Source organism: Pseudescherichia sp. (assembly GCF_031987975.1).
Lineage (GTDB): Bacteria > Pseudomonadota > Gammaproteobacteria > Enterobacterales > Enterobacteriaceae > Pseudescherichia.
The window spans coordinates 89,362-102,461 of sequence record NZ_DALZYX010000002.1 but is presented as its reverse complement, the minus strand read 5'-3'; the positions used below and the strand labels follow the sequence as shown (position 1 = coordinate 102,461).

Sequence of the window (13,100 nt, the reverse complement as noted above, 5' to 3'; positions counted from 1 at the left end):
TTGCGATAAAAAAAACCGGCGCACAGGCCGGTTTTTTTATCGCAATAGTGTAAGTAGTTATTGCAGCACTATTTTACTTCGATCCCTTTCGCCTGCAGATCGGCATGGTAAGAGGAGCGAACAAACGGGCCACAGGCCGCGTGGGTAAAGCCCATCGCCAGCGCTTCGGCTTTCATCTCGTCAAACTCTTCCGGGCTAACGTAGCGCTGCACCGGCAGATGGTGACGGCTTGGCTGCAGATACTGGCCGAGCGTCAGCATGGTCACGCCGTGGCGGCGCAGGTCGCGCATCACATCAACGATCTCGTCGTTGGTCTCGCCCAGACCGACCATCAGGCCTGATTTCGTTGGGATATCCGGGTGAGCCTCTTTAAAGCGCTCCAGCAGCTTCAGGGACCAGTTATAGTCCGCGCCTGGACGTACTTTGCGATAGATACGCGGCACGTTCTCCAGGTTGTGGTTAAAGACGTCTGGCGGCGTGGCGGAGAGGATATCCAACGCACGATCCATACGACCACGGAAGTCGGGCACCAGGGTCTCAATGCGAATGCTTGGGCTTTTCTCGCGGATAGCGGTGATGCAGTCGGCAAAGTGCTGAGCGCCGCCGTCGCGCAGATCGTCGCGGTCAACGGAGGTGATAACGACATAGCGCAGGGCCATGTCGGCAATAGTTTGCGCCAGCTTCAGCGGCTCGTTGGCATCAGGAGCAACCGGGCGGCCGTGGGCAACGTCACAGAACGGGCAGCGGCGGGTACAGATGGCACCCAGGATCATAAAGGTCGCCGTACCGTGATTGAAACACTCCGCCAGGTTAGGGCAGGACGCCTCTTCACAGACGGAATGCAGGCCGTTTTTGCGCATGGCTGCTTTAATACCCTGGATGCGGGAGGAGTCTGCCGGCAGTTTGATCTTCATCCACTCCGGTTTTCTTAACAGGGCTTCGCGCTCTGTTACCACGTTTTTAACCGGGATAAGGGCCATTTTATCGGCATCGCGGTATTTAACACCGCGTTCCATCACAATGGGTTTACTCATAGCGTGCGTGTTCCAGTTGCGAATAACGAAGGGAGCATTTCAATTCAAGGGAATGTTGTATTTCTCAACTATTTTTGAATTAGCTGGCCGGCAGTATATCATCTATAGAGGCGATAAAGCAGCCTGCCAGCCCGGCAAATTGTAAAATAGTTGTTGTTTTGTGCCCTATGTCCAGACATCGTTGGGCATCAGGCCAGGATGCTATTTCCCCTCAAAGGCTTTACGAATCACGCTAATGACGTTCTCCAGCACCGGATCGCGCAGGCTTAACTTGTTGTAATAGAGCGAAACCTCTACGGATGCATTGTGCAGCGGTGGGAAATCGATTTCCGTCAGAGGCCAACAAGAGTTAAAGAAGCTGAACAAACGTGACGGCATTAGGCCCAGCATATCGCTGTGGCTAATAAGCGCCGCAATTGTGAACATATTGTAACTGCTAAAGCTCACCGGCTGCTCCGGGAACAGCTCCCGCACCTTCTGCCGCATGGTGCCCATACTTTGTCCCTCCAGCATGAGCAGCGTATGTTCATACTGGCTTAGCGTCTCTTCGGTCAGCGGCTGCTGCAGGCAGGGGTGATCTTTCCGGCAAATGAGGATCAGCCGATCGGTATAGAGCGTATGGTGATTTAGGGTACGGGTTCCCTGAACATGCGTATCGATGATCAAATCCGTCTGGAACTGACCCAGCTGATTTTCAGCATCAACGATGGGTATATTGCGGATCAGCAGGTGCGGGTGGGCCTCTTTAATGGCTTTATAAATGGGGGGGATTAAGAGCGTGCCTAACGAAGGTGGCGTGCCTATCGTAATGGTACGCTGTTTATCGTAGCTGCCGGTAAGATCCAGCGCACCCAAAATAGACTCCAGCCCAAGACTCACATACTCGTGCAGATGCGTAGCATACGCCGTAGGCGTTACGCCCTGGCCTTTCCGGATAAACAACGGATCGGGAAAGATGGCACGCAGTTTTTGAATAGACTGGCTAATTGCTGAAGGCGTCAGGTTAAGCACCTTCGCCGCATTAACGATGCCTTTGTGAACATACACGGCCTCAAAGATCGTCAACAGGTTGAGATCGATATTGCGCAGCGTACGGAAGATCTGGGGTCTATCCTCTTCGCGACGCTCGGCTATTCGTTTATCCGACAGACCGTTATCATCCACGCTCAAACTCCATATTCATTCACATTATGAATGATAGTTGAAATTATATTCTTGTGTAATTAATGTACCCACATCCTGCGTGGATACGCGCATTCCGTTGTATTTCAACAAGTTAATAATAGCGCAGATGGTTTTATCACCTGCTAAAAGGTTAGCTACCGACGCAGCTGATGCAGCATTACCTAAATTCCCCTTTAGTAACAGGGGGATGAAAGACAGGATCGGTCTTTTTATTCAGAGGGTCAATGAGATTTTTAGACCGCCGGCAAAATAATTACCGGCGGATATAGGATATATTATTGGCTAATATATTGATGAGGCGGATTATTTAGCAGTTTTAGTAAGTTTGCGATAAGTCTCGGTGCCAGCGTGGCGGGGGTGGCGGCCTCGATCCACTCGCTGACCTGGGCCATCTCCATTCCCGCATAGCCGCAGGGGTTGATCCGGCGGAACGGCGTAAGATCCATGGCAATGTTGAGCGCCAGGCCATGAAATGAACAGCCTTTACGGATCCGCAGGCCCAGCGAGCAGATCTTCTTCTCGCCGACGTAGACCCCTGGTGCATCCGCGCGCGGATGAGCATCAATATCCAGCTCGGCCAGCGTATGGACCACGGTTTGCTCAAGCACGGTTACCAGCTCGCGTACGCCCAGCTTGCGGCGTTTAAGATCCAACAGCACATACATAACCTGCTGGCCAGGACCATGATAGGTCACCTGACCACCACGATCGCTCTGAATAACGGGAATATCGCCGGGCATCAGCAAATGCTCTGCTTTACCGGCCTGCCCCTGGGTAAACACCGGCTCGTGCTCAACCAGCCATACCTCATCGGGCGTGGTGGCGTCACGGTTATCAGTAAAGGTGTGCATCGCCTCGGAAACAGGCGCGTAAGGTTGTAAGCCCAGATGGCGGATAAGGATCGTATCCTGAAGCAAAACAGCATCTCCGGGGGAGAACAAAAGGTAGGGGGAGTATACCACAGGGAGGGTGTTACCCGGCCAGCGCCGGGCAACGCGTCAGCGGATCACCGCATGACGATCACAGAACCATACGAACGATTTCAATATTGCCAAGCTCTTCGTACAGCGTTTCAACCTGCTCAATGTGCGTAGCGGTAATGGTGATAGAGACCGAGTGGTAGTTGCCTTTGCTGCTCGGTTTTACCTGCGGAGAGTAATCACCTGGCGCATGGCGCTGCACCACTTCCACCACCTGATCAACCAGCTCAGGCTTCGCCAGACCCATCACTTTGTAGGTAAAGGGGGTCGGGAATTCAAGCAGTTCGTTAAGTTTGGTTTTCATGTCAGCTCCGGGTAATAAAAGAACAACTCCCGCCAGAGGGCGGGAGTGTAAACGATGCATATTAAACGATGCATAGTATATGGGGATGAAGATCCCACTTTCAAGCGTCTATTTTTTAACCAAACCAGTGGTGGAACATCAGCTTGATATAGTCGATGATTTTGCCGAAGAAATTCCCTTCCGGGATCTCCTGCAGGACCACTAACGGACGCTGCTCAATGGTTTTGCCATCAAGCTGGAAGTTGATGGTACCTACCACCTGATTTTTCGCCAGCGGTGCGTGCAGTTCGCTGTTGCTCAGCACATAGCTGGCCTTCAGATCCTTCATGCGGCCGCGGGGAATGGTCAGGTAGACGTCTTTATCTACCCCCAGCGAGGCGCGATCGCTGTCGCCAAACCAGGCTGGCTCAGAGGCAAACTCTTTGCCTGCTTTGATTGGGTTAACGGTTTCAAAGAAACGGAAGCCCCAGGTCAGCAGCTTTTTACTTTCGGCTTCACGACCTTTAAAGGTGCGGCCGCCCAGCACGGCGGAGATGAGACGCATCTGGCCTTCAGTTGCCGAGGCCACCAGGTTATAGCCCGCCTTATCGGTGTGGCCGGTTTTAATACCGTCAACGTTCAGGCTGTTGTCCCACAGCAGGCCGTTGCGGTTGGTCTGGCGAATACCGTTGAAGGTGAACTCTTTCTCTTTGTAGATGGTGTACTCGTTGGGTACGTCGCGGATCAACGCCTGGCCGATCAGCGCCATATCACGCGCGGAGCTGAACTGGCCGTCGGCATCGAGACCGTGCACCGTCTGGAAGTGGGAGTTCTTCAGCCCCAGCGCGTTGACATAGCTGTTCATCAGGCCGACAAAGGCGTCCTGGCTACCGGCGACGTAGTCGGCCATGGCCACGCAGGCGTCGTTACCGGATTGCAGGTTAATACCACGGATCAACTGGGAAACCGGCACCTGCATGCCCGGCTTCAGGAACATCAACGATGAACCTTTAAAGACCGGGTTGCCCGTAGCCCAGGCATCGTTGCCGATGGTGACCAGGTCCGTCTCTTTGAACTTGCCCGCTTTCATCGCCTGGCCGATGACGTAGCTGGTCATCATTTTGGTCAGGCTGGCCGGATCGCGGCGCGCGTCGGCGTTCTGTTCCGCCAGCACTTTGCCAGAGTTGTAGTCGATCAGGATATACGACTCTGCGTCAATTTGCGGAACGCCCGGGATCATGGTTTTGATGTTCAGATCATCAGCATGGGCAGCGGAAAGCGTGGCGGCGGCCAGCGCGGTGGTGAGCGCCAGGCGCTTCACGAGACGAACGGAAAAGGTGGTCTTCATGGTCAGAACAACGACATCCGTGATGAAATTAAAAAAAGTGCCTTACTATAGCAAAAGCTATACAGGCAGGCATCTGACTTTCAGCATGACTTTGTGACTGAAATTGACACAAATTGACAAAGTCAGACGCCGTAGGGAGCGCTTACTGAGCGCGGGTAATAAACGATTGCAGCTGCGCTTCGCTCTGCAGACGCTGCTGAAGCGCGCTGGCGTCGGTTTTGCTGCTAAACGGTCCGAGCTGGATACGCCAGACCGCACCGTTCTGCGTCACGCGTCCCGGCACGTCGAACTGCTGGACCAGACGCTGCTGATACTGCTCGGCACGCGCTTTATCGCTGACCGCGCCAACCTGTACCACGTAGCCACCGGCGGTGGCCGCTGCGGCAGGGGCAGGGGCAGCGACAGGGGCGCTGCCCTGCACGGAACCGGGTGCGGTAACCGGCGCAGCGACTGCAGGTGCCGCAACTACGGGTGCCGCAACTGCAGGTGCCGCGACCGCAGCTGGCTGCGGCTGCACGGGTGGCTCGTTGCCCTCCAGCACGCCGGATGGCAGCGTCGTTGGTGCACCGAGGAAGCCGCTGCCGCCAACCGGTGCGCCGGTTGCGCCGTCGCTTTGCAGCGTATCGTTACTGATAGGGCGAACATCGCCAGCAGGCTGCGCGGGCTGTGGCGCGGAAGAGGCGCTGCCCATGCCGCCGCTCAGATCCGGACGTTCTGGCAGGGCGTAGGTCTGCTGGGCAATCGTCGTACAGACCGTACCTGGGCCGGACATCGAGCCGTCCTGCGAGACGATAATCGGATCGATACGCACTTTGGTGTTGTTAGAGTTGTTCAGTCTGTCAGCTGCGGCGCGGGAGAGGGAGATCACCCGGTCATTACCGTAGGGACCACGATCGTTGATACGCACCACTACCATCCGGCCATTAGACAAGTTGGTAATACGCGCATAGCTGGGGATCGGCAGGGTCGGGTGCGCCGCGGTCAGCTGCATCGGGTCGAAAGTTTCCCCGGAGGCGGTCAGGTTGCTGCCCGGTTCTGCATCGTAGATGGCGGCAAGACCGGCCTGAGTGAAGCGCGAGGTGTCTTGCACAATCTTGTAGGACTTGCCATCACGCTCGTAGTCCTGGTTGACCGACGGGTTCAGCGGTTCGTAGCGAGGCTCAGCCCCGCCGATCTCCACCGTCGGGCCGTTACAGACCGCAGGCTGCGGCGCAGCGGCAGTAGGCTGCTGGCTCTCCTCGGTACTTGAACACGCTGTCAATAATCCTGCTGCTACGCAAACTGCAAGGCAAAGCTTTCGCATTGCGGACCTCTTATACGCTTTTCGACAACATTTTTCTGTGGGTATGGATCGACATCACGATACCAAACCCGGCCATGAGCACAATCAGGGCGGAGCCACCGTAGCTTACTAACGGTAGGGGTACCCCCACTACCGGTAAGATACCGCTCACCATACCGATATTTACGAACACATAAACGAATAAAATCAGCATTAAGCCACCGGCCATCACGCGACCAAAGGTGGTCTGCGCATGGGCGGCGATCCACAGGCCGCGCATAATCAGCAGCAGGTAGAGCGCGAGCAGGATCAGGATGCCCACCAGACCCAGCTCTTCACCGAGTACGGCAAAGATAAAGTCGGTGTGACGCTCGGGCAGAAACTCGAGCTGTGACTGGGTGCCATGCAGCCAGCCCTTGCCGCGCAGGCCACCGGAGCCAATCGCAATTTTAGACTGAATAATATGATAGCCTGCTCCCAGCGGATCGGTTTCTGGATCGAGCAGCATCATGACCCGCTGACGCTGATAGTCATGCATCAGGAAGAACCAGAGGATCGGGATAAACGCCGCCAGCAGCAGAGCGGCAATACCAATTAGCCGCCAGCTCAGGCCGGACAGGAAAAGCACGAACAGGCCGGAAAGGGCGATAAGAATCGAGGTGCCGAGGTCCGGCTGGGCGGCAACCAGCAACGTAGGCATGAAGATCAGCACTAACGCAATACCGGTATTTTTCAGCGACGGCGGACAGACGTCGCGGTTAATAAAGCGCGCGACCATCAGCGGTACGGCGATTTTAGCGATCTCTGAGGGCTGGAAACGTACGATGCCTAAATCAAGCCAGCGCTGTGCCCCTTTGGAGATCGCGCCAAAGGCGTCAACCGCCACCAGCAGGATCACGCAGAAGATATAGAGATAGGGTGCCCACCCTTCATAAACACGGGGGGGGATCTGCGCCATCACTACCATCACCACCAGGCCCATAGCGATCTGACCGATTTTGCGCTCGGTCATGCCGACATCCTGGCCGCTGGCGCTCCAGATCACGATAGCGCTATAGAACAGCAGCGCGAGGATGATCAGCAGCAGCGCCGGATCGATATGGATTTTATCCCAGAACGATTTTTTGTTCGGATTATCCGTCATGGTTATTGGTCCTCAGCCGCCGCAGCCGACGGATTCTCCGCCGGCAGGTCGGTGTTGTTATCGCCCAGCATAATGTGGTCGAGGATCTGGCGCATGATGGTCCCGACCGCCGGGCCGGCACCGCCGTTTTCCAGAATGATCGCTACCGCTACCTGGGGTTTGTCATAGGGGGCAAATGCCGTCATCAGCTTGTGATCGCGCAGACGTTCCGCAATTTTGTGCGCGTTATAGGTCTCGTTGGCCTTCAGGCCAAACACCTGTGCCGTACCGGATTTAGCCGCCACCTTATAGGGTGCGTTGGCAAAGTATTTGTGCCCGGTGCCGTTGGCGCGGTTAGCCACGCCGTACATGCCGTCTTTAGCAATCTCCCAGTAGCCGGAGTGGATGTCGCCCACCGGCGGCTGCTCAGGCTGCTTCCACGGTACCTGCTGGCCATTCTCCGCCGTACTCATTAGCAGGTGCGGTACTTTGACGATGCCATCGTTAATCAGGATCATCATCGCCTTGCTCATCTGGATCGGCGTCGCCGTCCAATAGCCCTGGCCGATGCCTACCGGGATAGTATCGCCCTGGTACCACGGCTTCTTAAAGCGTTTCAGCTTCCACTCGCGGGTCGGCATGTTCCCGGAGCGCTCCTCCGAAAGGTCGATACCGGTGTAGTGACCATAGCCAAACTTACCCATCCACTCGCTAAGCCGATCGATACCCATGTCGTAAGCGACCTGGTAGAAGAAGGTATCGGCGGACTCTTCCAGCGATTTAGTAACGTTCAGATGGCCGTGGCCCCACTTTTTCCAGTCGCGGTAGCGCTTCTCGGAGCCGGGGAGCTGCCACCAGCCGGGGTCGAACAGGCTGGTATTGCGGGTAATTACCCCTGCGCTCAGGGCCGATACGGCAACGTAAGGCTTAACGGTGGACGCCGGGGGATAGACGCCCTGAGTCGCACGGTTGATCAGTGGCGTGTTGGGATCGTGCAGCAGGCCGTTGTAATCCTTGCTGGAGATACCATCCACAAACAGGTTCGGGTTATAGCTTGGCATAGAGACCAGCGACAGGATGCCGCCGGTACGCGGATCGGTCACCACCACCGCCGCACGGCTCCCCTCAAGCAGGGTTTCGATGTAGGTCTGTAGCTTAAGATCCAGCGTCAGGTAGATGTCATGTCCGGCCTGCGGCGGCACCTCTTTCAGCTGGCGGATCACGCGGCCACGGTTATTCACCTCAACCTCTTCATAGCCAGTCTGGCCGTGCAGCACGTTCTCGTAGTAGCGCTCAATCCCCAGCTTGCCGATATCGTGCGTCGCCGCATAGTTAGCGAGGATGCCCTCTTTGTCGAGGCGCTCGACGTCTTTATCGTTGATCTTTGAGACGTAGCCGATAACGTGGGTAAGAGCAGAGCCATAGGGATAGAAGCGGCGCTTATAGCCCTTTACTTCCACGCCCGGGAAGCGGTACTGGTTTACCGCAAAGCGCGCCACCTGAACTTCCGTCAGGTTGGATTTTACCGGGATCGAGGTAAAGCGGTGCGAGCGGGCGCGCTCTTTTTTGAAGTTAGCAATGTCATCATCGTTGAGATCGACCACGTCCCGCAGCGCTTCCAGCGTCTGCTGCACGTTATCCACCTTCTCGGGCATCATCTCAACCTGGTAGATGGTCCGGTTGAGCGCCAGCGGAATACCGTTGCGGTCATAAATGATCCCGCGGCTGGGGGCAATCGGCACCAGCTTGATGCGGTTTTCGTTGGAGCGCGTCTGGTAGTCGGTGTGACGGACAATCTGCAGATTATAGAGGTTGGCGACAAGCACGCCGCTGAGCAGCAGGATCCCTGTAAAGGCGACAATCGCCCGGCGCACAAACAGCGCGGACTCAGCCGTATAGTCGCGAAAAGAGTTCTGTAATTTCATCCGCTGCGTAATCTACCTAAGGCTCTTCGTTACTCACGATGATAGGGATGGTTGGTCGTAATGCTCCATGCGCGATAGAGGCTTTCTGCCACCAGAACCCGGACCAGCGGGTGGGGAAGCGTTAACGCAGAGAGTGACCAACTTTGTTCTGCTGCCGCTTTGCAGGCGGGGGATAGCCCTTCCGGGCCGCCGATCAGCAGGCTGACGTCTCGCCCGTCCTGCTTCCAGCGCTCCAGCTCGTGCGCCAGCTGCGGCGTATCCCAGGGTTTGCCTGGAATATCGAGGGTGACGATGCGGTTTTTACCTGCCGCAGCGAGCATAAGCTCACCCTCTTTATCAAGGATGCGTTTGATATCGGCATTTTTGCCGCGCTTGCCGGCAGGGATCTCTACCAGCTCAAACGGCATATCTTTCGGGAATCGACGCAGATATTCAGTAAAGCCGGTTTGTACCCAGTCGGGCATCTTCGTGCCGACGGCGACCAGTTGCAGCTTCACCCATTAGCCCCAGAGTTTTTCCAGCTCGTAGAGGCGACGGCTCTCTTCCTGCATAACGTGGACAATGACATCGCCCAGATCGACCACGACCCAGTCGGCGACGTTTTCACCCTCGACACCAAACGGGATCAGGCCAGCCGCGCGGGACGCCTGAACCACATGGTCAGCGATGGAGACAACGTGACGCGTAGAAGTACCGGTGCAGATGATCATGCAGTCGGTGATGCTTGATTTACCCTTAACATCTAAGGTGACGATGTCCTGACCTTTCAGGTCGTCAATTTTGTCGATAACAAAATCCTGGAGTGCTTTACCCTGCAAGTGTTCCCCCTGGGTGGATGCAAATAACGATATTCAATAGATAGTCAGCCAGTATACCTGAAGCCCGGCCTTTTCGGGACCAAAGTCGCCTATATGTCTCTGAAAGTGGGCTATCATCCCACCCTCCGCACAAGATTGCATCGCCATTTTTGTAAAACAATTTCTATGGAACTGCTGCGGAGGGAAAAGTCTGGCAGCGGAGGATAGCAGTCTGGGGGGGCGTGTCAAGTTAGCGATCCTCTGGCACCCATCCAGCGCGGCTGTTCAGCACGCTTAATGTAGCAAAGCCGTCGTAGATATCGATCGCACTCCATGCCCCTTGGGCGACGCGAAAGTGCCACAGCGACGAGGCGGGCATTTTCAGCAGGGTAGCAATCAACACGCTGAGTACCCCCTGATGGCTGACGATCAGCACGTTTTCATGAGTATCCCACTCAGAAAGGCGGGCAATAAACTGCTGGACTCGGGCGGTAAAGTCTTGAAACCCTTCACCGTTAGTGGGGATAGTGGTTTGCCAGTCGCTGCACCAGGCGGCGTAGCGTTGGGCATCCTCAAGGGTAAGATCGCGATGGTGGCGCATCTCCCAGTCACCGAAAAACATTTCGTTGAGCAGCGCTGAGGTGTGGACGGGAACCTCACGGGCATCCAGAACCAGCCGGGCAGTATGCTGCGCCCGCTCAAGCGCGCTGCAAATCGCCACGTCAAACGGGACGTCCGCCAGCAGCGTACGCAACGTTTGCGCCTGACCAATACCGCGCGGCGTAAGCGGGGTGGGGGAGTGTCCGCTGTAAAGCCCGGCCACGTTGGCCTCTGTCTCCCCGTGCCGGACAAGCCAAAGACGCATAGCGCATTCTCCTTATAGGGTATGGATTAGCGGTACAGCCCCTGCGCCATAATGTAGTCCAGTACGGCGGGCGGGAGCAGATCGTCACAGGGCTGATTCTGCCGCAGTCGCTGACGAATTTGCGTGGCGGAGATAGCAAACCACGGAGTCTGGGCGAGGAAAATTTTTCCGGCGGGCAGAGTATGCAGCTCGCGGGGATCGGTGGTGAGATGCGCCTCCAGCCAGCGCTGGTGCACCTCGTCATGCATCTCCAGCGCGTAGCCGGGTCGGCGGCAGACAATCAGATGGCAGTAGCTGAGAATAGTGTCGTAGCGGTACCAGGTTGGGAAGCTGAGCAGCGAGTCCTGACCAATAATAAAGGCCAGCGGGCGGACAGGGCCGCTCTCCTGACGCCATGCCTCCAGCGTTTCTGCTGAGTACGATGGCGTGTCGCGCTGCAGCTCCCGCTCGTCAAGGGTAAATAGCGGACGGTCGGCAATAGCCAGTGCCAGCATGGTCTTACGCTGCTGGCTGGTGGCCTCCGGCTGCGGACGGTGGGGCGGCACGTTATTTGGCATGACGATCACCTGCGTCAGGTTAATCGCCTCTGCCAGCGCCTCTACCGGTAGAAGGTGGCCGTAGTGAACGGGATCGAAGGTCCCACCAAACAAGGCTTGCAGCTGATCCATCTCATCCCTCTATAAACACGTCTGCCAGCGTCTTATGACAGAGTAGCAGAGAGATCCCCTCCAGCTCGGCCCAGACCGACTGGCCGTAGTCCTGCTTAACGGTTAGCTCGGTGCGACTCAGGAGATGTACCGCCTGGCGAAGCTGTGCATGGCTAAGGCGGTTTAGCGCCTCGGTGGTGACGGCACGGCGGTTCTGCCATACCCGGTGCTTATCAAAGAGGGCACGCAGCGAGGTCTGTGCCATCTGGCGCTTTAAGTTTAACAGCAGCAGCAGCTCACGCTGTAGGGTACGCAGCAGGATCACCGGCTCGCTGGCCTCAAGCTTCAGCTGCTGCAAAATATGCAGGGCGCGTTTGCTCTTGCCCGCCAGCAGGGCATCAACCCAGTGGAAAGGGGTAAAGTGTGCGGCATCGTTCACCGCCTGCTCAACGCGTGGCAGGGTGAGTTTGCCATCGGGCCAGAGCAGCGAGAGCCGATCCAGCGCCTGCGCTAGCGCCAGCAGGTTGCCCTCATAGCAGTAGCAGAGCAGCTGGTTAGCGGCATCATCAAGTTGCAGATGATGTTGCTTTGCCCGGTTGGCGACCCAGCGTGGAAGCTGCGCCTGTTCCGGCGTCTGGCAGGTGACCTGCACGGCACGGTTGGCCAGGGCGGTAAACCAGGCGGCGTTCTCCTGCGCTTTGGTGAGCTTATTGCCACGTACGATCAGCAGCAGATCGTCATGCAGCAGCCCTGTCAGGGTAGCAAGCTGTTCGTTGATAGCCGCATTCGGCCCGTTGTCCGGCAGCTGGAGCAGCAGCGTCTGGCGGCTGGCGAACAGGCTCATGGCCTGGCAGAGAGAGAAGAGTGCAGTCCAGTCGGTGCTGGCATCGAGAGCAACGGTGTGGTGTTCATCAAAGCCCTCTGCGGCGGCGGCCTGGCGCACCGCATCCTGGCTCTCCTGAAGCAGCAACGGATCGTTGCCCAGCAGCAGATAGGCCGCGCGCAGCCCTTCATTGAGCTGCGCGCGGAGCTGTTCAGGGTACAGCTTTAACATCAGTTACCCAGCGTGGTTGAGACACGGGAAGAGGTCGTGGCCGCTTTGGCTTCCGCTATCTTCTCCTGCTTCTCTGCCGTTTGCACGCTTGGCAGCTGACGGATCAGCTGCTCAGCAGCTTTATCGTACATCTCTGTAATGATCATATCCTGCTCGGCATCTTTCGCCAGCGCAGTCTGTGGGTTATCAAAGAATGAACGATAAACCTTGGTATGCAGCGGGTAGATCCCCTGGCCTGGGATCAGCACCGTAGCCTGGACGCTCATTACCATCTGATACTCAGCCGTACGGCCATCGCGGAAGATAGAGGCCGTGTCCTGGCTAATAGCTGATGAACCCAGACGCAGGGAGGGCACATCCTGACGCACGGAGCTTTTCTCTACCAGCGTGACGCCGTTCAGACGCAGCTGTGAGCGTACCGCGCGGCTTAGCGGACCGTTCGGATCTGGCGAGTCGAAAATCATGGTTTTCATCTCGTCAGGGATCGCGGAACTGTTACGCAGGTGCCAGCCACATCCGGCGGTGGCAAGCACCGCCAATGACAACAAGAGTGTTGTTAGAAATCGCACGCTTCCTC

The 13,100-nt window shown here is 56.7% G+C and carries 14 protein-coding genes; all 14 read right to left on the bottom strand.

Annotation, left to right across the window (positions count from 1 at the left end):
• Positions 1 to 68 precede the first annotated feature (68 nt).
• The 14 genes from lipA to lptE all read right to left on the bottom strand — a co-directional run bounded on the left by lipA (position 69) and on the right by lptE (position 13,092).
• A complete protein-coding gene (lipA, locus tag RTN40_RS03840) occupies positions 69 to 1,034 on the bottom strand; it encodes a lipoyl synthase (RefSeq protein WP_312227295.1) in 966 nt (321 codons plus the stop codon).
• Between the two features lie 201 nt (positions 1,035 to 1,235).
• Complete coding sequence (locus RTN40_RS03835; RefSeq protein ID WP_312227294.1) at positions 1,236 to 2,198, bottom strand: YbeF family transcriptional regulator; 963 nt, start codon at positions 2,196 to 2,198, stop codon at positions 1,236 to 1,238.
• 296 nt (positions 2,199 to 2,494) lie between these two features.
• A complete protein-coding gene (lipB, locus tag RTN40_RS03830; protein WP_312227293.1) occupies positions 2,495 to 3,136 on the bottom strand; it encodes a lipoyl(octanoyl) transferase LipB in 642 nt (213 codons plus the stop codon).
• Between the two features lie 103 nt (positions 3,137 to 3,239).
• A complete protein-coding gene (gene ybeD / locus RTN40_RS03825; RefSeq protein ID WP_042392026.1) occupies positions 3,240 to 3,503 on the bottom strand; it encodes a DUF493 family protein YbeD in 264 nt (87 codons plus the stop codon).
• Positions 3,504 to 3,618: 115 nt separating this feature from the next.
• Positions 3,619 to 4,830 carry a D-alanyl-D-alanine carboxypeptidase DacA gene (gene dacA, locus RTN40_RS03820; protein ID WP_312227292.1) on the bottom strand — a complete coding sequence of 404 codons (1,212 nt, stop codon included), beginning with the start codon at positions 4,828 to 4,830 and terminating at the stop codon, positions 3,619 to 3,621.
• 142 nt (positions 4,831 to 4,972) lie between these two features.
• Positions 4,973 to 6,133 carry an endolytic peptidoglycan transglycosylase RlpA gene (gene rlpA / locus RTN40_RS03815; protein WP_312227291.1) on the bottom strand — a complete coding sequence of 387 codons (1,161 nt, stop codon included), beginning with the start codon at positions 6,131 to 6,133 and terminating at the stop codon, positions 4,973 to 4,975.
• Positions 6,134 to 6,143: 10 nt separating this feature from the next.
• Complete coding sequence (gene mrdB / locus RTN40_RS03810) at positions 6,144 to 7,256, bottom strand: peptidoglycan glycosyltransferase MrdB (protein WP_312227290.1); 1,113 nt, start codon at positions 7,254 to 7,256, stop codon at positions 6,144 to 6,146.
• 2 nt (positions 7,257 to 7,258) lie between these two features.
• On the bottom strand, positions 7,259 to 9,160 hold the full coding sequence (gene mrdA / locus RTN40_RS03805; protein WP_312227289.1) for a peptidoglycan DD-transpeptidase MrdA: 1,902 nt from the start codon (positions 9,158 to 9,160) through the stop codon (positions 7,259 to 7,261).
• A gap of 29 nt (positions 9,161 to 9,189) precedes the next feature.
• Complete coding sequence (gene rlmH / locus RTN40_RS03800) at positions 9,190 to 9,657, bottom strand: 23S rRNA (pseudouridine(1915)-N(3))-methyltransferase RlmH (RefSeq protein WP_003858701.1); 468 nt, start codon at positions 9,655 to 9,657, stop codon at positions 9,190 to 9,192.
• A 3-nt stretch (positions 9,658 to 9,660) separates the two neighbouring features.
• Positions 9,661 to 9,978, bottom strand: coding sequence for a ribosome silencing factor (rsfS, locus tag RTN40_RS03795; RefSeq protein WP_312227288.1), 318 nt, complete (start codon positions 9,976 to 9,978; stop codon positions 9,661 to 9,663).
• Positions 9,979 to 10,207: 229 nt separating this feature from the next.
• Positions 10,208 to 10,822 carry an adenosylcobalamin/alpha-ribazole phosphatase gene (locus RTN40_RS03790; RefSeq protein ID WP_312227287.1) on the bottom strand — a complete coding sequence of 205 codons (615 nt, stop codon included), beginning with the start codon at positions 10,820 to 10,822 and terminating at the stop codon, positions 10,208 to 10,210.
• A gap of 26 nt (positions 10,823 to 10,848) precedes the next feature.
• Positions 10,849 to 11,490 (bottom strand): nicotinate-nucleotide adenylyltransferase, encoded by a 642-nt coding sequence (gene nadD, locus RTN40_RS03785; RefSeq protein ID WP_312227286.1) that lies wholly within the window; start codon positions 11,488 to 11,490, stop codon positions 10,849 to 10,851.
• 1 nt (position 11,491) lies between these two features.
• Positions 11,492 to 12,523, bottom strand: coding sequence for a DNA polymerase III subunit delta (holA, locus tag RTN40_RS03780; protein WP_312227285.1), 1,032 nt, complete (start codon positions 12,521 to 12,523; stop codon positions 11,492 to 11,494).
• Positions 12,523 to 13,092 carry an LPS assembly lipoprotein LptE gene (lptE, locus tag RTN40_RS03775; RefSeq protein WP_312227284.1) on the bottom strand — a complete coding sequence of 190 codons (570 nt, stop codon included), beginning with the start codon at positions 13,090 to 13,092 and terminating at the stop codon, positions 12,523 to 12,525. The genes holA and lptE overlap by 1 nt, the downstream gene beginning before the upstream one ends.
• Positions 13,093 to 13,100: the final 8 nt, after the last annotated feature.